This is a genomic window from Janthinobacterium sp. J1-1, assembly GCF_030944405.1.
Classification (GTDB): Bacteria; Pseudomonadota; Gammaproteobacteria; order Burkholderiales; family Burkholderiaceae_D; genus Janthinobacterium.
The window spans coordinates 5844636-5866441 of sequence record NZ_CP132339.1 but is presented as its reverse complement, the minus strand read 5'-3'; the positions used below and the strand labels follow the sequence as shown (position 1 = coordinate 5866441).

Below are 21806 nucleotides of genomic sequence, written 5' to 3'. Positions count from 1 at the left end.
GGAGCCATCCCGTGCCCAACCTCCACCCCAAGTCCATGCTGCTGTGCCTGGCCAGTGTTGTGCTGTCTGCCGTCGTGCAGCCCTTGGCCCGGGCCGACAGCGGCGTGGCAAGCTTCTCGCCCACCGGTACCGTCAAGGCCGTGCGCCAGGTCAGGGTGCGGTTTGGCACGCCGATGGTGCCGTTCGGCGACATGGCGCTGCCCGCGCCATTCACCATCGATTGCGGCAAGGCGGCGCCGGGCGTGGTGGCGGGCACGGGGCGCTGGGCCGATGAGCGCAACTGGGCGTATGACTTCGAGCGCGACTTGCCGGGCGGCGTGGCCTGCACTTTTGCCTTGCAAGCCAACTTGAAGGACCAGGCGGGCAAAGCCGTGCAGGGCCAGGCCAGCTACCGCTTTTCCACCGGCGGGCCGGCCATCGTTGACGCGGCGCCCCATGACGGCCAGCGATATATCGATGAAAACCAGGTGTTCGTGCTGGGCCTCGATGCGGTGCCGGATGAGGCCAGCATTGCCGCCAACGCGTATTGCCGCGCCGACGGCATCAATGAAAAGATCGCCGTGCGCCTGCTGCAGGGCAAGGAACTGGAGCAGATACTGGCCTTGCGCAAGCATTTTCTCGACCGCTACCTGAGCGTGTACTTCAAGGCCCGCGGCAGCGAGTGGAAGAGCGGCATGCTGGCGCGCGGCAAGGGCGCGCCGCCGCTGCCCGTCACCGTGCTGCAGTGCAAGCGCAGCTTTCCCGCCGACGCCAAGGTATCGCTGGTATGGGGCGCCGGGATCGCCAGTGCCGGGGCTGGCGGCATCGCCACCGACAAGGCGCAGACCCTGAACTTCAAGACGCGGCCCGACTTCACGGCCCGCTTCAGCTGCCAGCGCAGCAATCCGAAAGAGCAGTGCATCCCCTTCCTGCCGATGCGCGTGCAGTTTTCCGCGCCCGTAAAAGCGGAACTGGTGCGCGCCATGACCTTGAAAGGCGATGGCAAGACCTGGCAGCCGAGCTTGGCCGAAGGCGAGGAAAAGGCCGAATTCCTCACCGCAGCGACCTTCAAGGGGCCGTTTCCCGAGCAAGCCAGCCTGGTGCTGGCGCTGCCGCCCACATTGCAGGACGACGCCGGCCGCGACCTGCTCAACCGCGCGCGCTTTCCCATGACGGTGCGCACCGGCGAGCAGCCGCCGCTGCTGAAGTTCCCGGCGCCGTTCGGCATCCTGGAAGCGAAAGGCGATGGCTTGCTGCCGGTGACGGTGCGCAATATCGAACCCGTCCTGTCAGGCAAGGAAATCGGCGGCGTGGACGGCGCCAGCGGCGCCACCTTGCGCGTGCCCGACCATGACGACAAGTTCATCATCGAGTGGCTGCGGCGCCTGGCCGGCGATGGCAAGGCAAGCGAGTACTGGCAGCCGAGTGCGCAATATGCGGGCGGCATGAAAAAATCCGTGCTCGACGGCATGACCGGCACGCGCGCCATCAAACTGCCGCGCCCGGCCGGCAAGAAAACGTTCGAGGTGATCGGCATACCGCTGGCCAAGCCCGGCTTTTATGTGGTGGAACTGGCCAGCCCCATGCTCGGCAAGGCCGTGCAGGGCAAGCCCTCCACGGCGTATGTCCGCACGGCCGCGCTGGTGACGAATATGGCGGCCCACTTCAAGCACGGCGCGCAATCGTCGCTGGTGTGGGTCACCTCGCTCGACAGGGGCGCCCCGGTGGCCAGGGCGCAAGTGGCGGTGCGCGACTGTGCCGGCAAGCTGCTGTGGCAGGACGTGACCGATAACAACGGCGTGGCGCAGATCCGCGAAGAGCTGGCCCGGTCCGGCTGCAAGAACAACGCCAATTATTTTGTCAGCGCGCGCAGCGGCGGCGACATGACGTTTACCTTGTCGGACTGGGTCGGCGGCATCGAATCGTGGCGCTTCAACCTGCCCACCGACGACACGCGCGCCGACAATACCCTGCTGGCCACGGTATTTGACCGCACCTTGCTGCGCGCCGGCGAAACCGTGCACATGAAGCATTTTATTCGCAGGCATACGGAGCAGGGCCTGGCACTGGTGGGCAAGGGCAATGGCCCGGGCAGCGCCACCTCGGTGGTGATTGCCCACCTGGGCAGCGAGCAGAAATACGAGCTGCCATTACGCTGGTCAAACAGTGGCTCGGCCGAGAACGACTGGGTGATCCCGCTGGACGCCAGGCAGGGCGAGTACCAGGTCAGCATGGCCGGCAAGCCGTCGGGAACGTTTCGCGTCGAAGCGTTCCGCGTGCCGACCATGAAAGCCGTGCTGCAGGGACCCAAAAACCCCGCAGTGCAAGCGTCGTCCGTCAGCCTCGACGCGCAGATCAACTACCTGGTCGGCGGCGCCGCCACCGGTGCGCCGGTCAAGCTGCGCACCTTGCTGCAGGACAAGCAAGTGACGTTTGCCGACTATGCCGATTACAGCTTCAGCAATGGCGATGTGAAAGAGGGCCTGGTCAGGCAAGGCACGGACGAGGAGGACGATGGCGGCGAATGGCAGGATGAAGGCAATGGCCGGCCTGGCGGCGCGCAGGCGGCGCGCACGCAAAGCTTGAATCTCGATCAGGCCGGCGGCGCGCGCATCGTGGTCGACCAGCTGCCCAAGCTGGCCACGCCGCGCGACCTGGTGGCCGAGCTGGCGTTCCAGGACGCCAATGGCGAGACGGCCTCGGTCGCCACCCGCGTGCCGTTGTGGCCGTCAAGCGTGGTGATCGGCATCAAGCCCGACGCCTGGGCCTTGAGCAAAGATCAATTCAAGTTTACGGTGGCCGTGCTGTCGCTTGATGGCAAGCCGGTGGCGAATGCGCCGGTGGCGGTCGACTTTTTCCAGCGCAACAGTTATTCCCACCGCCGGCGCCTGATCGGCGGCTTTTATGCCTATGAAAACACCAGCGAGATCGTCAAGCTGGGCCAGGCTTGCACCGGCCAGACCGACGCCAAAGGCCTGCTGCTGTGCGACGTCAAGGCGCCCGCCAGCGGCAATCTGATTTTGCGCGCCAGCACGCAGGATGGCGCCGGCCGCGCGGCGGTGGCCAACCGCGACACCTGGGTGGCCGGCGGCGGCGACTGGTGGTTCGACGCCAGCGATAATGACCGCATCGACGTGCTGCTTGAGAAGAAACGCCATGAACCGGGTGAACAGGCCAGCTTGCAGGTGCGCATGCCGTTTCGCGCCGGCACGGCCCTGATCACGGTCGAGCGCGAAGGCATACTCGACACCTATGTGCGGCAGTTGAGCGGGCGCGAACCGGTGGTCACGATTCCCGTCAAGCCCAACTACGCGCCGAACGTGTATGTGTCGGTGCTGGTGGTGCGCGGCAGGGTCGACGGCGTGCAGCCCACCGCCCTGGTCGACCTGGGCAAGCCGGCCTACAAGATGGGCATCGCCCCCCTGAACGTGGGCTGGCGGGCGCATGAATTGCGCGTGATGGTGGTGTCCGACAAGGAAGTGTACAAGACCCGCGACAAGGCCGAGGTGTCGGTGCGCGTGCGCCGCGCCGATGGCCAGCCGCTGCCGGCCGGCGCCGAAGTGGCGCTGGCCGCCGTCGACACGGGCTTGCTGGAACTGATGCCCAACGACAGCTGGAAGCTGCTCGACGCGATGATGGCGCGCCGCAGCCTGCAGGTGGAAACGTCGACCGCGCAGATGCAGGTGATCGGCAAGCGCCACTTCGGCCGCAAGGCCTTCCCGGCCGGCGGTGGCGGCGGCAAGGGCGCCAGCCGCGAGCTGTTCGACACCCTGCTGTTCTGGCAGGGCACGGTCAAGCTCGACGCCAAGGGCGAAGCGACGCTGCAAGTGCCGCTGAACGATTCATTGACGGGCTTTCGCATCGTGGCCATCGCCAGCGCCGGCCAGCAGTTGTTTGGCACCGGCAGCACGGATATCCGATCCTCGCAGGACCTGATCATTGTGTCCGGCCTGCCGGCGGTGGTGCGCGAAGGCGATCAGTTGCGCGCGGGCTTTACGGTACGCAATACCACCTCGGCTTCCCTGAACGTGGAACTCAATGCCAGCGCCGCCGGCAAGGCGCTGCCGCGCCAGAGTCTCACGTTGGCGGCCGGCGAAGCGCGCGAGACGGGCTGGGACTACCAGGTGGCTATGGGCGCGGCCGGCGTCGTGTGGCAAGTCAGCGCGAAAGCCGGCGGGCGCACCGATCAGCTGAAGATCACGCAGAAAGTGATGCAGGCCACGCCGGTGCGTACTTACCAGGCGACCCTGGTGCAGCTCGACCAGCCGCTCAATCTTCCCGTGCAACTGCCAGCCGGCGCCTTGCCGGGCCGTGGCGGCATCCAGACCAGTTTTGCCGCCAGGCTCGGTGGCGACCTGCCCGGCGTGCGCGAATACATGCAGGCCTACCCCTACACCTGCTTCGAGCAGAGCAGCTCGAAAGCCATCGCCTTGGGGGATAAAACCCTGTGGCAGGCCACCATGGCCAAGCTGCCGGCCTATCTCGATGCGGATGGCTTGCTGAAATATTTCCCGTCGATGGAGCAGGGCAGCGACAGCCTGACCGCGTATATCCTGGCGGCCAGTGCGGAAGCGGGCTATGCGATACCGCAGCAGGTGAAGAACCGCATGGAGGAAGCCCTCACCGCTTTCGTGCAGGGGCGTATCGTGCGCCATGCGGCGCTGGCCACCAACGACCTGGCGGTGCGCAAGCTGGCGGCGCTGGAAGCGCTGTCGCGCTCGGGCAAGGTGCCGCCCGATGCGCTCGAATCGATCAGCATCGATCCGAAGTTGTGGCCGACCTCGGCCGTGATCGACTGGTCGCTGCTGTTGCGGCGCACGCCGAAGCTGGCGCGCCGCGACGTGTTGCTGGCCGAAGCGCAGCAGATCTTGCGTGGCCGCCTGAACTTCCAGGGCACGACCATGGGCTTTTCCACCGAGCGCAAGGACAACTGGTGGTGGCTGATGGTGTCCGGCGACGTCAACGCCAACCGCCTGCTGCTGGCCGTGCTGGACGAGCCGGCCTGGAAAGACGATATCGGCCGCCTGATGCGCGGTAGCCTGGGCCGCCAGAAGAAGGGCCGCTGGGACACCACGGTGGCCAATGCCTGGGGCACCCTGGCGATCGCGAAATTTTCAGCGAAGTTCGAGTCCACTCCAGTCACGGGCGCCGTCGCCGCCAAGCTGGGCAGCGATACCCAAACGCTGGTGTGGAACAACGCCGACAAGCTGGGCCCTGTGTTGCAGGCCTGGCCGGCCGGCAAGGATACCCTGGGCCTGGCCAACAGCGGTAGCGGCAAGCCCTGGGCCACCGTGCAAAGCCTGGCGGCGATCCCGCTCAAGGCGCCGTTGGCTAGCGGCTACACGATCAAAAAAACCGTCACGGCGGTCGAGCGGAAAACGGCCGGCAAATGGTCGCGTGGCGACGTCTACCGCGTGCGCCTGGATTTGTCGGCCCAGGCCGACATGAGCTGGGTGGTGGTCGGCGATCCGATCCCGGCCAGCGCCAGCGTGCTGGGCAATGGCCTGGGCCGCGATTCGGCACTGGCCACGGCCGGCGAAAAAGTGGCGGGCCGGGTCTGGCCCACCTACGAGGAGCGCGCCTTCGACGCCTTCCGCGCCTATTACGCCTATGTGCCGAAGGGCACGTGGAGCGTGGAATATACGGTGCGCCTGAACAATGCGGGTGACTTCAGCCTGCCTGCCACGCGCATCGAAGCGATGTATGCGCCCGAGATGTTTGGCGAGAGTCCGAACGCCAACGTGCAGGTCGCGCAGTGAAAAGCATGGTCATTGCCGTGCTGTGCGCCAGCCTGGCCCTGCCTGGCTTGGCGCAGGCGGTGCCCACGCCGGCCCAGGTACAGGCCGCGTATCGCAGCTCGGAAGCGCGGTTGCTGGACCGTGGCGGTGCTGGCCTGCAATCGTTGCGGGTCGATATGCTGGCGCGCCGCCTGCCGTGGGTGGCGCTGGCCGATGTTTCTCCGGCCCTGCAGCAGGCGGTGCTGCTGGCCGAGGACCGGCGCTTCATGCGCCATGGCGGGGTGGATATCCCGGCGGTGGCCACGGCGGCCTGGGACAATCTGTTCTCCAGCAAGGCCAGGGGCGCCTCCACCATCACCATGCAGCTGGCGGGCCAGCTCGACCCCGCGCTGCTGCCGTCAAAAAGCGGCCGTAGCGTGGCTCAGAAATGGCAGCAGATGCGCGCCGCGCGCGCGATCGAAGCCAGCTGGAGCAAGGCGCAGATCCTCGAAGCGTATCTGAACCTGGTGTCGTTTCGCGGCGACCTGCAGGGCGTTGCCGCCGCCTCGAACTATCTGTTCGGCAAGGCGCCGTCGGGGCTGAACCAGACCGACGGCATTATCCTGGCCAGCCTGGTGCGCGCGCCCAACGCGCCACTGGCGGCGGTGACGCGGCGCGCCTGCGCGCTGGCGCAGGAGTGGCGCATGGACAGCAGCTGCCAGCTGATCGGCCAGCGCGTGCAAACGGCCTTGCAGCGCAGCAGTCAGTTCGCCGCACCAGCGCCGGCGTCGCAAGTGGCGCGCCAGCTGTTGAAGCAGGCCGGCGCGCAAGTGGCCAGCACCCTCGACGGTCAGCTGCAGCGCTTTGCGCAGGACAACCTGCGCCAGCAACTGGCGTCCCTGCGCGAGCGCAATGTCAACGACGGCGCCATCATCGTGCTGGACAACCGCAGCGGCGAGATCCTTGCCTATGTCGGCAATGCCGGCGGCAGCGAAGTCGATGGCGTGACTGCGCCGCGCCAGGCCGGTTCGACCCTGAAACCCTTTTTATATGGGCTGGCCATCGAGCGCCGCTTGCTGACGGCGGCATCCGTGATGGACGACACGCCGCTCGATATCGCCACCGGCGCCGGCATGTATGTGCCGCAAAACTACGACCGCAACTTCAAGGGTCATGTCAGCGCCCGCACCAGCCTGGCCAGCTCGCTCAATATCCCGGCCGTGCGCACGGTGCTGCTGACGGGCCAGGACAGTTTTTATAATCGCTTGAAAGAGGTCGGCCTGTCCAGCCTGACGGAGCCGGCCGAATATTATGGCCCCTCGCTGGCGCTGGGCTCGTCCGAAGTGACCCTGCTGGAGCTGGCCAACGCCTACCGCGTGCTGGCCAATGGCGGCCTCTACAGCACGGCCAGCGTGCGGCCGGGGCAGGCTGGCGCAGGCAAGCTGCGCGTGATGGAGGCGGGCGCCACCTTTATCGTCGGCGACATCCTGTCCGACCGCGCCGCGCGCAGCATGACCTTTGGCTTGCGCAATGAGCTGGGCACGAATTTCTGGAGCGCCGTGAAGACCGGCACCAGCAAGGACATGCGCGACAACTGGTGCGTCGGCTATTCCGAGCGCTACACGGTGGGTGTCTGGGTCGGCAATTTCGACGGCAAGCCCATGTGGGACGTATCGGGCGTGACGGGCGCCGCACCCGTCTGGCACGACGTGATAGCCTATCTGCACAGGCAGGTGGCCAGCCATGCGCCCAGGCCGCCCGCGGGCGTGCTGCAACAGGTGGTGACTTACCAGCCGGCGGTCGAAGCGCCGCGCCGCGAATGGTTTATCGCCGGCACTGAAAGCGCGCTGATTGCCGTGCTGGACGCCACCGCGCGCCCACCGGCCATCGTCTATCCGGCCGACGACAGCATCCTGGCCATCGATCCCGATATTCCGCAGCGCCTGCAGCGCGTGTTTTTCCAGGCGCAGGCGGGCCAGGGCTTGCGCTGGCGGCTCGACGGCAAGGACCTGGGGCCGGCCGACGATAGCATCAGCTGGAAACCGGTGCCGGGCCGGCATAGGCTGGCGCTGGCCAACGCCAGCGGCAAGGCGGTGGCGCAATCGGCCTTTCAGGTGCGCGGCAATGCGCTGGCGAGACTAGATTCGTCTGTCGTCACTGACATCATTCCACCTTTTTTTTCTGTTGACTGAAATTTCCCCTTTATTACAAGAAAATCAGATTCTTCGGATTGAGTGAAATTGTATTTTTACTAAAAATCCAGCCAATTTGTCAAGATAAAAAATTATTAAAAAATCGAAAAATTATCGAATAAGTTGATAAAAAATATTTACATTTCCATTCGGAAATTATACTCTTGCCATCTTCTTGCCTGAGGCTACTTGCTTTTTGAATTTTTATGTCGATTGATAATGAATCAGAATTGCCATTGTTTCGAGATGAAGTTGTAACTTCGTTCAATCAACAATGGTTGGGCGCTATTCGATTGAGTCAACCTTTATCCAACTGGTTAATCGCAGGTGTTTCTTTAATTATTGCAGGTGCTTTAATTGTTTTTTCTATAGTAGGTAGCGTAACAAAAAAAGCGCGCACGGCCGGTATCTTGATTCCTGATACGGGAAGTATTGGGATTAATGCAAGAAATGATGGTGTTTTAATTCGCAGTCTCGTGCATGAAGGTGACCGAGTATCTGCAGGTCAGACATTATTTGAACTATCGAGCGAGCGTCACAGCAGCGGTGGGGAATTGACTTTTTTGATCGAACAACAATTATTCAGCAGGCGGCAAAGCCTTGATGCGGAACAGCGTGTACGCATTGCGCAACATGGTGATAAAAAATCGGAAATTATTGGACGCCTGAAAAATCAGGAGACAGAGATGTTGCAGCTTGCACAGGAAATAGATCTGGCAAAGCGGCGTTATAACTTATCTCAAGAAAGTCTGAAAAAATATGAAACCTTGCAGGCAAATGGTTATGTCTCTCCAGTACAAACCCAACAGAAACAGGAAGACCTTATTGATCTTGGTTTGCGAGTTTCCAGCCTGACAAGAACGCGTCTTCAGTTGCAGGCTAATCGGCTGAACCTGGAGGCCGAGCAGGCCGCGCTGTTCAATAGCTTGTCAACTGATCTTGCTCAGCTACAAAGAGCACAAGCAATGTTAAAGCAGGAGGTTGCCGAGAACAGTAACCGCAAGGCAACTTTTATCATAGCACCACAGTCCGGCACGATTACAACTATCACCTATCAACGGGGACAGGCTGTCAATGCCGGACAACCGCTTGCAACCTTGATTCCTCAAACAGAGAAGTTCGCTTCTGGGCAAGATGGTCTGGTGCATGAGCCGACGCTGGAAGTGCACTTATATGCACCTAGCCGTACCGCAGGATTCGTGGCAGTTGGACAGATTGTACAGATTCGTTATCAAGCCTATCCCTATCAAAAGTTTGGATTGCAACGCGGGACGGTAACTGATGTAAGCAAGACTCCGTTTGCACCGGCCGAACTGCCACAGAATATTGCCAGCACCATCCTCTCCAATGCCCAGCAAAATATTGCCGGATTTAATGGTAATGAGGCGCTGTATCGTATCAAGGTCAAGCCTGATCGCCAGACGATAGATGCATATGGCAAGCTTCAGGCACTGAAACCGGGCATGACGCTGGAGGCTGACGTACTGCAGGATAAGAGAAAAATATGGGAGTGGATTGCTGAACCACTATTGGCCATAACACGCTAAGGAAACGCCACGAATGGAATTTCAATATTCATTTTGCAATATTTATGTCACATCTTGTCACGATAGCATGTTTTAGTCGGGAGCAGAACGAACAAGGCGTGACCTCATCCGTTCTGCTTTTACTACGAAAACCGGTCATTGTGTGACAGCACGCTGGCCGGTGGCATCAAACCATCTTTCCGGATGGTCAACTCAACCTAAAAACAGGATAACAAAAATGCGCATGATTGTACTAAAAGAATTGGCAGCGGTCGCTGGCGGTGGTGATGGTTGTACCTTGGTACCGGACGCCCCATTTGGTTTCAATTTCCGTGATGCTTGCGACATGCATGATAATAACTACAGCTCGGGTTCGCCTTACAGTCGCGCAGAAGCTGACGCGATATTTAAAGCAGATATGCACAATATTTGTGAAACGAACTATAACGATTCGTTCGCTTGCAACGTTATGGCGGAAGTGTACGGCGCAGGGGTTTCAATTTTTGGAGGCTCCTTTTATCAAGGTGGCGGAAGTAGCGGAAACGCTGGCGGACGAAGTAGCGACTTTGATCAAGTGATGAATGAGCTTTATTGATTAACGCATAATAATCGCAGGATTGAGGAACAAGTAAAATCGTGTTCCTCTTTTCTTCCCATAATGATGTAAATTGGTTTTTATCAGGGGATTATCTTGAAGAATTTATTTTGTTTTTTGATGTTTTTAATGTTTTTTTGTATTTCAGGATGTGCCGCCAGCATGACTTCCTCGCCGCGCGAACATTCAGTTTCCGGGGGGGAGATGGATTTAATTTTTTTAAAAGAGCCTCCATATATAAAAACAAAAAACAGGATGGATCTTTCAGGGATTAAAAAAAATGAAGATTTGATTGTTGTGAGGGAAGCAGTGAATCAGATAGCCAGATTCTTTGTGCAATTAAGTTTTGTTCAGGCCCCGATAGATGGTTTTTCAGAAATTGCCACAAAAAATGGCATGGCTAATATAAAATTTCCTCCAAAAAACAATCAGTATAATTATTATTTGGCAATAAAAATATATAATTGGGTACTGCATGATCCAGAAATGATATCGCTATCTGCAGAATTTCGTGGAGTTCCTGACAAAGGTAGCCCCTATTTTGATAAATTCGTTTTTGTGAAAAAAGATGGCATATGGCTATTTGATCGCCGTGAGCTTTAGTATTTTTCTCCCGTTGGAGATGGAAATTTCCCGATGATTTCCATGGGCGGGTTAATTGGCTATAGCGCCATGCATCGTGACATGATTTTTTCAGACCTGTTTTTTTCCACCACGCGGCGGCAGCGTGAGCAAGGGTGTCGCTTTTCGAGCTTGCTTGTAGCAGGCTGTGTTCCTCTCTATTTAATTTATGCACACTGTCCTACAAACGGAGTCCAGCGAATGTGGCTTGGCGTGCCTTGCCATGGTTGCCAGCTCTTATGGTCATCACACGGATTTGGCCGAATTACGTCGCCGTTTTCCCATCAGCCTGAAAGGGGTAACGCTGGAGCAGTTGATGCGTCATGCCGCATCAATGCAGCTCGCGGCACGTCCATTACGCTTGGAACTGGATGAATTGTCACAGTTGCAAGTTCCCAGTATTTTGCATTGGAATCTCAATCATTTCGTTGTTCTGAAAAAAGTCAGCAAGACGTGGCGCGGTGTCACTATGGTGACAATACTCGATCCTGCAATTGGTGAGCGCCGTATGCCGTTGAATACTGTCTCCAAACATTTCACTGGTGTGGCCATGGAGTTGGCGCCAAATGCTGATTTTATTGTGGCAGATGAGCGACGCAAGGTTGCCATACGCGATTTGACCGGCCATGTGCTTGGCCTGCGTCGTGCGTTAGTCCAGATATTGGCGCTTGCCCTTGCTTTGGAAATTTTTGCGATTGCGTCGCCCCTGTTCAATCAGTTCGTCATTGATGAAGTAATTGTCAGCGGAGATCTGGATCTGCTGAAAGTGCTGGTGTGTGGTTTTGCGTTGTTGATTGTTACGCAGACAGCGATCAGCCTCGCACGCAGTTGGTTTCTCATGCGTTGGAGCATGGATATTGGCCTGCAATGGTCAATACGTATCTTTGCCCATCTGACCCGTTTGCCGTTGTCCTTCTTCGAGAAGCGCCATCTGGGCGACATCGTCTCGCGCTTCGGCAGTATTGCTTCGATACAGGGAACACTGACTAGCCTGTTTGTTGAAAGTGCGCTCGATGGATTGATGGCCATTATGGCCTTGGGCATGATGCTCATGTATAGCCCCAAGCTGTCGTTCTTGGTGTTAGCAGCGGTCTTGTTGTATGCGTTGCTACGCTGGACGTTTTATCAGCCGTTGCGTGAGGCGTCTCAGGAACGCTTGGTCTTGTCGGCGAAAGAAAGCAGTCATTTCCTTGAAACGATTCGTGCCATTATGCCGCTGAAGTTGTTTGGGCAGGAGGCGGAGCGGCGGGTGCGTTGGCAAAACCTGAAGCAGGATGTGATAAACCGTGACGTCAAAACGCAGAAACTGAGTATTCTGTTCAAGGTTAGCAGCACTGCCATCTTCAGCGTACAGGGGCTTGCCTTGTTTTATGTCGGTGCTGAGCTCGTCATGAAAAATGCGTTGACGATCGGCATGCTGATGGCGTTTTCCAGCTATGCAGGAACGTTTTCCTCCAGATTGTTTAGCTTGATTGATTTGCTGGTCAGCCTGAAGATGCTGAGTTTGCATGCCGAACGTTTGGCTGACATCGTGCTTGAACCCGCTGAAGCGTTGCATGAACATGAAACGGATTTGCATCGTTTTGATTGCAGTCTGACCCTGAAAAATATTCGCTTTCGTTATGCGGAAGGTGAGCCTTGGATACTCGATGGCATCGATTTACATATTCCTGCGGGCCAGAGTTTGGCCTTGGTCGGTCCAAGTGGGTGCGGCAAGACGACCTTATGCAAGATTATTCTTGGTCTATTGGCGCCCAGCGAGGGAGAAGTCCTGATCGACAATGTTCCCATCACACAGATTGGTATGCGTGCATACCGGCAACTGGTCGGAACGGTAATGCAGGACGATGTATTGCTGGCAGGTTCGTTGCAAGATAATATTGCTTTCTTTGATGCTGGCGTCGAGCGTGAGATTGTTGAGCGCTGTGCGAAACAGGCGGCAGTTCATGATGAAATCGTGCAGATGCCAATGGGATATCAGACCCTTGTCGGTGACATGGGCAGCAGCCTTTCTGGCGGGCAGAAGCAACGCATATTGCTAGCCAGGGCCTTGTACAAGCAGCCGCGCATATTGGCACTTGATGAGGCAACTAGCCATCTGGATATGAATAACGAGCGCAGAGTCAATATGGTATTGAGCCAATTGCGGTTGACTCGCATCATGGTGGCGCACCGCCGGGAAACTATTGATGCAGCTGAACGTGTTGTTGGATTGCAGGCGGGAAAGGTTATGGAATTACGCCCGGCTCAGCCCTTGGTCGGCGGGTGACCATTGCTGAGGACGGCCACAAGGAGCGCTGATGATGTTCGTCAGCGCGATGCCGCAGGTGGGCCGTACGTCGCCGTCCTCGTCCAGCTAGTCCGCCATGATCCAGCCATCGACTCGGGCTTGGCATACATACTCTCCTTTTTCCTTGCTCCTAGCACCGGCGTCGTGAAGTTCAAACTTGCAGGTGTGGGAGAATCGGTGTGCGCCCATTGCCAGGCCTGCCAATACGCCGCTGCCGGTGGAAACTGCGTGCCTTGGCGTTTTCTGCTCAAGTGGCGCAATCTCAGGATAAGGAAAAGAACTAAAAACGATAATGAGATATCATTATCGTTAGTGGTGTCCTTTCGCCGTTTGTCCACGCATCCTGAAAGGCCGGTTTTGGCAACCTTGATTTCCTCCCTTATCTTATTCATGAGTACCAGTATTGCGGCCGCGGCCGCCATCGATGTCCTGCCACCCGCTTCGCCCTGGCATGGCGCCAGCGAACAGATTGCAATGGCCGCGTCGGACCGCTGGGCAACACCGCTCGAACAATCGAACTTCCTGGCATCGCCGGATTATGCGCAGACGATGGCTTATGTACGCTCGCTGGGCGCTGCCTCCAGGTTGATCACCGTGCATGCTTTCGGCAAGAGTTACCAGGGCCGCGAGCTGTTTTATGTGCTGGCGAAAAAGCCCGCGAACGGCGCGGGCGGCAAGAAGCCGGTGGTGCTGGTCCAGGCCGGCATACATGCGGGCGAGATCGACGGCAAGGATGCCGGGCTGATGCTGTTGCGCGATATCGCCCTGCGCGGCCGCGAGGATATGCTCGACCAGGTCGACCTGGTCTTTATTCCCATCCTGAATGTCGATGCGCATGAAAACGCCAGTACGGATGGCCGCCCGCACCAGCGTGGTCCGCAAGTGAAAGGCGCGCGCACCAATGCGCAGGGGCTGGACCTGAACCGCGACTATGCGCGCCTGCAGTCGCCGGAAATCGCCGCCGTCGTCAAGCTGCTGAAACAGTACGATCCCGCGCTGTATATCGACGTGCATGTCAGCGACGGCATCGATTATCAATATGACGTGACCTACACCTTTGCCGGCTGGGGCACGTATGCGCGCTCCAAAGCGACGGCGGATTGGCTGATGCGGGACTACCGCGCCGATATCGATGCGGCGCTGGCCAGACAGGGCCACGTGCCGGCGATCTACCCCAGTTGGGTCAACGAGGAGACACCGCACCTTGGCCTGCGCATCAGCGCCGAAGGGCCGCGCTATTCGACCGGCTATGGCGACTTTACGGGGATACCGACGGTATTGGTCGAAAATCATGCGATGAAGCCGTACAAGCGCCGGGTGCTGGGTACTTATGTGCTGCTGGAGCAGTCCTTGGCAACCGTGGCGCGCGACCATGCAAAGATAGCCGCAGCCAAGGCGCGCGACCGCGCGGCGCAACCGTCGCAGCTGATGGTGCGCTGGGAGCGCGAAGCGGCGCCGTTTGCCCGGCAGGCGTTCAAGGGGTATCGTTATGAGTCTTATGTATCGAAAGCTTCCGGCGCCACCGAGCTGCGCTGGACCGGCGAGCCGGTGACCATCGACATGCCGGTATTTGGCGTCAGGCCGATCAAGGAAGTGGCGCTGCCGCGCGCCTGGTGGATAGGCCCCGAGCAACAGGAAATTATCGGCTCGCTGCGCGCGCATGGCATTGCGATGGAGGTGCTGGACGCGCCGCGCAGCGTCACGGTCGAGACGGTGCGGATGGCGTCAGGCAAGGACAGAACGCTGCTGCGCTCGGCAAAGAACCTCACGCTGCCGCCTGGCGCCGTGCGTGTGCCGGCAAACCAGCCTTTTCACCTGCTGGCGACGGCCTTGCTGGAGCCGGACAGCGATGATTCCTACCTGGCCATGGGCTGGTTCGACCAGGCGCTGCCACCAGAGTCGTCCATCGCGCGCCATTTGCTGGCGCCATGGGCCGATCGGATGATGGAAACGCAGCCTGCACTGCGTACCGCCTTCCTGGCCGCGATTGCCAGCGACCCGGCCTTGGCCAGCGACCCGCAGGCGCGCTTGCGCTGGTGGCGGGACCGTTCGGACTATATGGGCCGCGCCAGGTGGACGTATCCGGTGCTGATGGAACGCGACGGATCGCCGGCCACGCGGTGAGCTGGCCTCAACGGTCCGACATTTCCTCGATCGAAATGTCATGCAGGCCTCGCTGGCTCAGCACCTGGCCATCATCGCGGATGGTGGCCCAATAGCGCACGCCTTGCCGGGGCGTTTTTCCACCGAGATGGAAACCTCGCACATCCACGTTCATGCCCGCGCCGCAGGAGGTGCCGATATTGTGGAAAAATGTCTCGTCTAGCAAGAGGCGGGCCAGTTCGGACTGTGAAATATCGACTTCACTGCGCGTGCCTGCACGGATCGGTTCTACTGAATAATTGACTTGCTTCGTGGTTTTGTTTATATCGAGATAATAATATGCCTGTCCGCATTCGGTCTTGTAGGTGACCATTTCTTCTTTTGCCGAACTGCCGGACGAGATGGTGACCAGGACACCCCAGGCGTTGCCAAGTGGCAGCAGCAGCAGGGGCAGGCATGCGAGGTATTTTTTCATGACAGATTGTTTTCAAGTGAGGTAGTTTGCCAACGTCGGGCCGTCATTTGGCGGCGATGCGACGGTCCGCCAGCTTGGGTGCCAGCCATAACAGCAACAGCCACGTCAGGAATGACAGCAAGCGGTGCAAACAGGCAGAGCACAAGGCAAAAGATAAGGAAATAGGCAAGCGATCCCGTGCTGGGTACTTGCGCGCTGCGAAAGAGAAATAGCGTGGACAGGCAGGCCAGCACCATCAGGGGCAGGTAAAACCACCACTTGCGTTCGACGGAAAACATGATTTCTTATTAAGAAAGAGATGCATCCATCTTAACGCAAGGTTGCCAAAAAAAGTTACTTTAAAGAAAAGATTTATGCCATGCCATCAGGCGGCATGGCATCGCCATGGCGGAAGAGGCTTATTGCATGGTCGCTGGCGTGGTCGGCGGCACGGGTGGGATCGGCATGGTCGGCACGCCCGGGGTCGGTGGCGGCGACAGCGTGCCGGGAACCGGCGGCGTGGCGGGGGTGGCAGGCGTGGCGGGCGTCGGTGCCGGGTGGCGCTTGCTTGCTTGCTTGACCTTGGCAGGACGGTCGTGTTGACGCATCTTGCTGCCCGGCATGGGCTTGCCGTTGCTGTCGAGCTTGTCCGACTGGTCCGATTGCTGGCCCGGATCGGCCTTGTTATTGACGTGGTTGCCGGTCTGGTTCAGATTGGTGGTCGACTGGGCTTGTACCCAGGCGCCGCCGACGGTCATCAGGGTGGCGGAAAGCAAAAGAGCGGCGGTTTTCATGGTGCGTGTCCTGTGGTGAATAATGATGCGGCATTGTCACATGCAGGGCGAGGACCGCAAGTAGGAGCACGCCTCATGGTCTTGTGGGCAATTGCCTGATATCACTTTTGTCCGAGTGAACCGGCCGTTTGCCACCGCCTCGCGGCGATGGCACCGTTGGGCGGCGACGGTTATTGTGCTGGCTGCGGTGGCGGAGGCGGTGGTGGTGCGACGCCCATATTGCTGCTTGAGCCCTTCTTGTCGGCCGCGTTTTGCATGTTCGGTGGTGGCGGCGGCATCGGCGTGCCTTGCTTGTTGGGATTGTTGTGCGCCTCGGACTGCACCTTTTTGGTCGGTTTTTTGGCGTGTTTCTTTTCCCGTTTGTCCAGCTGGCCCGCAGGATCCTGGATTTTTTCCGCTTCGCCGTTTTGCGGCGTGCTGGTGCTGTCACGCATCGGTGCATCGACCGGCGGGTTGGGGTTCGACTGGGCTTGCGCCAGGGAAGCGGCGCCGGCCAGCAGGGCGGCGAACATCAGTGAGGATGATTTCATGGAAAGCTCCTTGATCTGGATTAAGAGCATTCATTTTGTCACCGAAAGCGATCACGGCAAGTAGGAGCACGCCTCTGCGCCATGTGGGCGCATGGCTGGCAAACATGCAGGCATCAGCGAAATTGCTCGGTGGAGATATCGAAGCGCTTGAGCTTGTCGTACAGGGTTTTCTTCGGAATATTCAGCGCCGTGGCTGCCTCGATCACATTGCCGTTATGGCGCCGCAGCGCCTCTTCGATAATCGAGATCTCGAAGGCGTCGACCTGCTCGGCCAGCGAGGCTTCGCGGCAGCCGGCCGGGCTCAAGGTGTCGTCCAGCAAGCCGAGCACGAAGCGGTCGGCCACATTATGCAGTTCGCGCACATTGCCGGCCCAGCGCTGCGCCATGAGTGAGCCCAGCAGTTCGCCGCTGACCAGCGCCGCCGGCTGGCCGTAGCGCAGCGCCGCCTGCAGCACGAAAAATTCGAACAGCAGCGGGATATCTTCGCGCCGGTTGCGCAAGGCTGGCAGGGTCAGGCTGGCCACATTCAGGCGGTAATACAGGTCGGCGCGAAACTTGCCCTGTTCGGCCAGCAGATTCAAATCTTCCTTGGCGGCGGCGATCACGCGAAAGTTGACCGAAATCAGCTTATTCGACCCGAGCCGCTCGACCTGGCGTTCCTGCAGCACGCGCAGCAACTTGACTTGCAGTGCCAGTGGCATGCTTTCGATTTCATCGAGGAACAGGGTGCCGCCGTTCGCATACTCGATCTTGCCGATGCGCTGGCGCTGGGCGCCGGTAAACGCCCCTTCTTCGTGGCCGAACAGTTCCGACTCGAAAATGGATTCGGGCAGGGCGCCGCAGTTAATCGCCACAAACGGATGATCGCGCCGCTCGCTGAAGTCGTGCAGGCAGCGCGCGATCAGCTCCTTGCCGGTGCCGGTTTCTCCCAGAATAATGATGTCGGCCGATTTAGGCGCCAGGTTCAGCACCAGCTGGCGCACCTTGGCCATGGCCGGGCTGCGGCCGACAATGCGCGCCTCGATGCCCACGCGCTGCTCGAGCTGGCGCCGCAAGTTCATGTTTTCCAGCACCAGGTGGCGCTTGTCGAGCGCGCGCCGGCACACTTCCACCAGCAAATCGGCCGAGAACGGTTTTTCGATAAAGTCGTAGGCGCCGCGGCGCATGGCGCCCACCGCCATCGACACGTCGCCATGGCCGGTGACCAGGATCACCGGCAGGCTGGCGTCCTGCGCCACGGCGATATCGAGCAATCTGAGGCCATCGATGCCGGGCAGCTTGATATCGCTGAGCAAGATGCCGGCAAATTCCGGCACCAGGAAGGGCAGGGCTTCCTCGGCCGTGGCAACCGCCGTCACTTGCAGGCCGGCCAGTTCCAGCGACTGGCGCGCGCCCTTGCGCACCACGGCGTCGTCCTCCACCAGCAGCACTTGCATGCCCTCGAAGTTGTTCTCATGCATCCGCTAAATCCTTGGTCTCTTTATTTGTTTTCTTTGTGATCGTCGTCACGCGTGAGTGTGATTGTAAACTGCGCGCCGCCCCCTTCGGCCCTGGAGCGGTTGCGCACGGCCAGCGCGCCGCCGGCCGCGCGCACGATGCCGGCGCTGATCGACAGGCCCAGCCCCAGGCCATGTTCCTTGGTGGTATAGAAGGGGTCGAAAATACGGTCCAGCGAGGCCAGCGCGATGCCGGGGCCATTGTCGGTCACGTGGAGTACGGCCAGCGCGCCTTCGCTGCGCACCTGCAGCCAGATCTGCACCGCTTCGGTCTCCGGCACGGCGTCCATGGCGTTGGTGATCAGGTTGCTGAACACCTGTTCCAGGCCAATGGCGTTGCACAGCACGACGATGTCTTCCCCGGGCCAGCTTTCATGCAGGCTCAAGCGCTGTGAATTCTTGCGCGTGCGCACTTGCAGCATGGTTTGCGCAAACGCCTGGCGCACCGACACAGGTTTGCGCGCATCGTCGCTGCGCCGCGCAAAACCCTTCAGTTGCGAGGTGACGTAGCCGAGGCGCTTGACCAGGTCGGAAATGGTCGACAGGTTGTCGAGCGCGTCGTCGATGCGCCCGCGCGCCAATAACACCTTGGCGTTGTCGGAAAAAGTCTGCAGGGCCGCCAGCGGCTGGTTCAGCTCGTGCGTGACGCCGGCCGCCATCTGGCCGATGGCCGCCAGCTTGCCGCTTTGCACCAGTTCGGCCTGGGCGTAGCGCAGGGTCTGCTCGGCCCGTTCGCGTTCGGCCACTTCCGCCTGCAGCCGGCCATTCGCGTGCACCAGGTCGGCCGTGCGCTGGGCCACCTTGATTTCCAATTGCTCATAGGCCAGCGCCAGGGTTTGCTGGGCCTTGAGCTTGTCCGCAATCCGGCGCCGGCGCTGGCGTGCATACATCAGGGCCAGCATCAGCAGCGCCCAGCCCAGGGCCGCGCCGATGGCGGCGTTGCGGGCCGCTTCGTCGACCTGGTCGAGTTCGGCCAGCACCGTGATCTGCCATTGCAGCGGACCCAGCGGGCGATTGACGGCCAGGTAGTCGGCCTTGCCTGGCAAGGCCGGCAGCTGGTCGGTTGGTGCACGCTCCAGTGTCATCACGCTGGCGCCATCGGCGAACTGGCGCCGCACACGGTGCGGCAGGATGGGCAGGTTTTCTTGCAGGAACTGGCGTTGCACGCTGATATCCTGCTTGGCCACCGCCGACAGGGCTGCCAGGGTATTGAATTTGAAGGACGGCGTGCTGGCCAGGATGATCACGCCATTGGCGTCCTTGACCCAGATCTGCTCGCCCGCGCCTGGCGAGCGCCACGACTGCTCGATCCAGTCCAGGTTGACCTTGGCGGCGACGATGCCAATGATGCGCCCGTGTCGCAGCACCGGCTGCGAAATGAAATAGCCGGCTTCGAAGGTGGAGGCGCCGATGCCATAAAACCGGCCGATGCCGCCCGCGATGGCGTTCTTGAAATAGGGCCGGAAGCCATAGTTGACGCCGACATAGGAACTGGCGTCCTGCCAGTTGCTCGACGCCAGGGTGGTGCCGTTTTCGTCGAGCACATACACGGCAAAGGCGCCGGCACGGCGGTTGATATCGACCAGGTAGGCGTTCAGTTCGCTGACCTTGGCCGGCGTCGGCTGCTCGATCAGCTGCGCCACGGCCTCGCTTTGCGCCACCGCCAGCGGCAGGAATTCATACTTGTTGAGCGCGCCGCCGATCGACGCCGCGTACAGCTCGGCGCGTGTATCGAGGGTACGGTGCAATTCATCGAGCTGGCGCTGTTGCACCCAGGCATGGGTCGACCAGGTCAGCGCCACCAGCGATATCAGCGAGGCGCCGGCAAGCAGGGCGCTTGCCGGCGGTTTCAAGGTGTGCAGTCGCTGTAACAATCAGTCTGCCGTGCTGGCCATCGTTTCCGCATTGTGATGGCGTTGCTGCTCTTCCATCACCATCTCGCCCAGCATCCGTTTCAGGCGGTTGAACTCGGGGTCGCTCGGGTCGCGCGGGCGCGGCAGGTCGATCGCCACGTCGCGCTTGATGGTGCCGGGACGGTAGGTCATGACGATGGTGCGGTCGGCCAGGTAGATCGATTCCTCGATCGAGTGCGTGACGAACACGATGGTGGTGCCGAACACTTTCCAGATCTTCAGCAACTCATCCTGCAGGTTGCGGCGGGTCAGCGCATCGAGCGCGCCGAACGGTTCGTCCATCAGCATGATCGGCGAATCGAGGGCCAGCACGCGGGCAATCGCCACGCGCTGGCGCATGCCGCCCGACAGGTCTTTCGGAAAGCGCAGGCGAAATTCCGTCAGGCCCAGCATGTTCAGCAGCATGTCGACCCGCTCCTTGATCTCGGCCTGCGACTTGCCGGCGATTTCCAGTCCAAAGGCGATATTGCTTTCGATCGACATCCACGGAAACAGCGCATATTCCTGGAACACCATGCCGCGGTCCGGCCCCGGCTCCGTGATCAGCTTGCCGCCGGCCAGGATCTGGCCGGAAGTGGGCTGCGAAAAGCCGGCCAGCGCGTTGAGCAGGGTCGACTTGCCGCAGCCCGATGGCCCCAGCAGGCAGATAAACTCGCCGCTGGCGATGTCCAGGTTGATGTCCTTCAAGGCGATCACGTCGCTGCCGCCGGTGGTGAAGATCTTGTTGACTGCTTTGATATTGATGGTGGTCATGGCGCTTCCTCTCAATGTTCCAGGCCGCGGTGCCACTGCAGCAGATGATTATTCAGGGCATTCATGGCGATATCGATGGCCAGACCGAACAGGCCGATGGTAAACATGCCGGCGATGATTTTATCGGACCAAAAGTATTCGCGTGCTTCCAGGATGCGGAAACCGAGGCCGCTGTTGACCGCAATCATTTCCGCCACGATCACGACGATGAATGCCGTGCCCATGCCGATGCGGGCGCCGGCCAGGATATACGGCGTGGCCGCCGGCAAGATCACGCGGCGGAACATCGTCATCTGGCTGGCGCCCAGGTTGCGGGCGGCGCGGATATAAATGCCGTCGACCTGGCGCACGCCGGCAATCGTGTTCATCAGCACGGGGAAGAAGGAGCCGATGCTGATCAGGAAGAAGGCGGGCGGGTTGCCCAGGCCGAACCATAAAATTGCCAGCGGAATATAGGCGATCGGCGGAATCGGGCGCAGCACCTGCACCAGCGGATCGAACAGCTTGTAGATGGTCTTGTTGGTGCCCATCAGGAGGCCCAGCGGCAGCGCCAGGCCGGCACCGATGGCAAAGCCGCCCAGCACGCGCGACAGGCTGGCCCAGGCGTCGTGCGGCAGTTCGCCCGAGAACATCCACACCAGGTAGTTGCCGGCCTCGGGCGTATAGGCTTCCATCGGGATCAGGTATTCATACCATTTCACCACCACCGCCACCGGCGAGGGCAGGATCTGCGGATTGATCCAGCCGAAGGTCGACAGGGCTTGCCAGAACAGCAGCACGGCCACCGGCACGATGGAGCCGTGCGCGAGGCGTTTCATCATTTGTACATTCATCGTCAGTCTT

At 60.1% G+C, this 21806-nt stretch carries 15 protein-coding genes; 7 read left to right on the top strand and 8 right to left on the bottom strand.

From position 1 onward, the window contains the following. Window positions 1–11: 11 nt before the first annotated feature. The 7 genes from Q8L25_RS26735 to Q8L25_RS26705 all read left to right on the top strand — a co-directional run bounded on the left by Q8L25_RS26735 (window position 12) and on the right by Q8L25_RS26705 (window position 15044). Entirely contained in the window at window positions 12–5738 is a 5727-nt protein-coding gene (locus tag Q8L25_RS26735) for an MG2 domain-containing protein (RefSeq protein ID WP_308922270.1), read from the top strand. Between the two features lie 5 nt (window positions 5739–5743). Beyond that, window positions 5744–7888: a penicillin-binding protein 1C gene (gene pbpC / locus Q8L25_RS26730; protein WP_308925813.1), complete on the top strand. Its 2145-nt coding sequence runs from the start codon at window positions 5744–5746 to the stop codon at window positions 7886–7888. 206 nt (window positions 7889–8094) lie between these two features. Further along, window positions 8095–9435 carry an HlyD family efflux transporter periplasmic adaptor subunit gene (locus Q8L25_RS26725; protein WP_308922269.1) on the top strand — a complete coding sequence of 447 codons (1341 nt, stop codon included), beginning with the start codon at window positions 8095–8097 and terminating at the stop codon, window positions 9433–9435. 217 nt (window positions 9436–9652) lie between these two features. After that, window positions 9653–10009 (top strand): phospholipase A2, encoded by a 357-nt coding sequence (locus Q8L25_RS26720; RefSeq protein WP_308922268.1) that lies wholly within the window; start codon window positions 9653–9655, stop codon window positions 10007–10009. Between the two features lie 96 nt (window positions 10010–10105). Further along, complete coding sequence (locus tag Q8L25_RS26715) at window positions 10106–10612, top strand: hypothetical protein (protein ID WP_308922267.1); 507 nt, start codon at window positions 10106–10108, stop codon at window positions 10610–10612. Window positions 10613–10853: 241 nt separating this feature from the next. After that, window positions 10854–12899 carry a peptidase domain-containing ABC transporter gene (locus tag Q8L25_RS26710; protein WP_374694207.1) on the top strand — a complete coding sequence of 682 codons (2046 nt, stop codon included), beginning with the start codon at window positions 10854–10856 and terminating at the stop codon, window positions 12897–12899. Window positions 12900–13310: 411 nt separating this feature from the next. Then, on the top strand, window positions 13311–15044 hold the full coding sequence (locus tag Q8L25_RS26705; protein ID WP_308922265.1) for a M14 family metallopeptidase: 1734 nt from the start codon (window positions 13311–13313) through the stop codon (window positions 15042–15044). A 7-nt stretch (window positions 15045–15051) separates the two neighbouring features. Here the strand turns inward: Q8L25_RS26705 and Q8L25_RS26700 are convergent, their stop codons facing one another. From Q8L25_RS26700 to Q8L25_RS26665, 8 genes are all read right to left on the bottom strand, one after another. Further along, window positions 15052–15498, bottom strand: a complete 447-nt coding sequence (locus Q8L25_RS26700) for a hypothetical protein (RefSeq protein WP_308922264.1) — start codon at window positions 15496–15498, stop codon at window positions 15052–15054. Beyond that, window positions 15495–15776, bottom strand: a complete 282-nt coding sequence (locus Q8L25_RS26695) for a hypothetical protein (RefSeq protein ID WP_308922263.1) — start codon at window positions 15774–15776, stop codon at window positions 15495–15497. Before Q8L25_RS26695 ends, Q8L25_RS26700 begins: the two co-directional genes overlap by 4 nt. Window positions 15777–15896: 120 nt before the next feature. Continuing rightward, window positions 15897–16271: a hypothetical protein gene (locus tag Q8L25_RS26690; RefSeq protein ID WP_308922262.1), complete on the bottom strand. Its 375-nt coding sequence runs from the start codon at window positions 16269–16271 to the stop codon at window positions 15897–15899. A gap of 170 nt (window positions 16272–16441) precedes the next feature. Next, complete coding sequence (locus Q8L25_RS26685) at window positions 16442–16801, bottom strand: hypothetical protein (protein WP_308922261.1); 360 nt, start codon at window positions 16799–16801, stop codon at window positions 16442–16444. Window positions 16802–16914: 113 nt separating this feature from the next. Next, window positions 16915–18261: a sigma-54 dependent transcriptional regulator gene (locus Q8L25_RS26680; protein WP_308922260.1), complete on the bottom strand. Its 1347-nt coding sequence runs from the start codon at window positions 18259–18261 to the stop codon at window positions 16915–16917. 20 nt (window positions 18262–18281) lie between these two features. Further along, entirely contained in the window at window positions 18282–20171 is a 1890-nt protein-coding gene (locus Q8L25_RS26675) for an ATP-binding protein (RefSeq protein WP_308922259.1), read from the bottom strand. Beyond that, complete coding sequence (locus Q8L25_RS26670) at window positions 20172–20963, bottom strand: ABC transporter ATP-binding protein (RefSeq protein WP_308922258.1); 792 nt, start codon at window positions 20961–20963, stop codon at window positions 20172–20174. It abuts the gene before it with no gap. A gap of 11 nt (window positions 20964–20974) precedes the next feature. Then, window positions 20975–21784 (bottom strand): ABC transporter permease, encoded by an 810-nt coding sequence (locus Q8L25_RS26665; RefSeq protein ID WP_374694206.1) that lies wholly within the window; start codon window positions 21782–21784, stop codon window positions 20975–20977. Window positions 21785–21806: the final 22 nt, after the last annotated feature.

What these genes read in the sequence shown, in the direction of transcription:
- pbpC (WP_308925813.1), top strand. Translation starts at nt 5,744, where the DNA reads ATGGTCATTGCCGTGCTGTGCGCCAGCCTGGCCCTGCCTGGCTTGGCG.
- Q8L25_RS26725 (WP_308922269.1), top strand. Translation starts at nt 8,095, where the DNA reads ATGTCGATTGATAATGAATCAGAATTGCCATTGTTTCGAGATGAAGTT.
- Q8L25_RS26720 (WP_308922268.1), top strand. Translation starts at nt 9,653, where the DNA reads ATGCGCATGATTGTACTAAAAGAATTGGCAGCGGTCGCTGGCGGTGGT.
- Q8L25_RS26710 (WP_374694207.1), top strand. Translation starts at nt 10,854, where the DNA reads ATGGTTGCCAGCTCTTATGGTCATCACACGGATTTGGCCGAATTACGT.
- Q8L25_RS26705 (WP_308922265.1), top strand. Translation starts at nt 13,311, where the DNA reads ATGAGTACCAGTATTGCGGCCGCGGCCGCCATCGATGTCCTGCCACCC.
- Q8L25_RS26700 (WP_308922264.1), bottom strand. Translation starts at nt 15,498, where the DNA reads ATGAAAAAATACCTCGCATGCCTGCCCCTGCTGCTGCTGCCACTTGGC.
- Q8L25_RS26695 (WP_308922263.1), bottom strand. Translation starts at nt 15,776, where the DNA reads ATGTTTTCCGTCGAACGCAAGTGGTGGTTTTACCTGCCCCTGATGGTG.
- Q8L25_RS26690 (WP_308922262.1), bottom strand. Translation starts at nt 16,271, where the DNA reads ATGAAAACCGCCGCTCTTTTGCTTTCCGCCACCCTGATGACCGTCGGC.
- Q8L25_RS26685 (WP_308922261.1), bottom strand. Translation starts at nt 16,801, where the DNA reads ATGAAATCATCCTCACTGATGTTCGCCGCCCTGCTGGCCGGCGCCGCT.
- Q8L25_RS26680 (WP_308922260.1), bottom strand. Translation starts at nt 18,261, where the DNA reads ATGCATGAGAACAACTTCGAGGGCATGCAAGTGCTGCTGGTGGAGGAC.
- Q8L25_RS26670 (WP_308922258.1), bottom strand. Translation starts at nt 20,963, where the DNA reads ATGACCACCATCAATATCAAAGCAGTCAACAAGATCTTCACCACCGGC.
- Q8L25_RS26665 (WP_374694206.1), bottom strand. Translation starts at nt 21,784, where the DNA reads ATGATGAAACGCCTCGCGCACGGCTCCATCGTGCCGGTGGCCGTGCTG.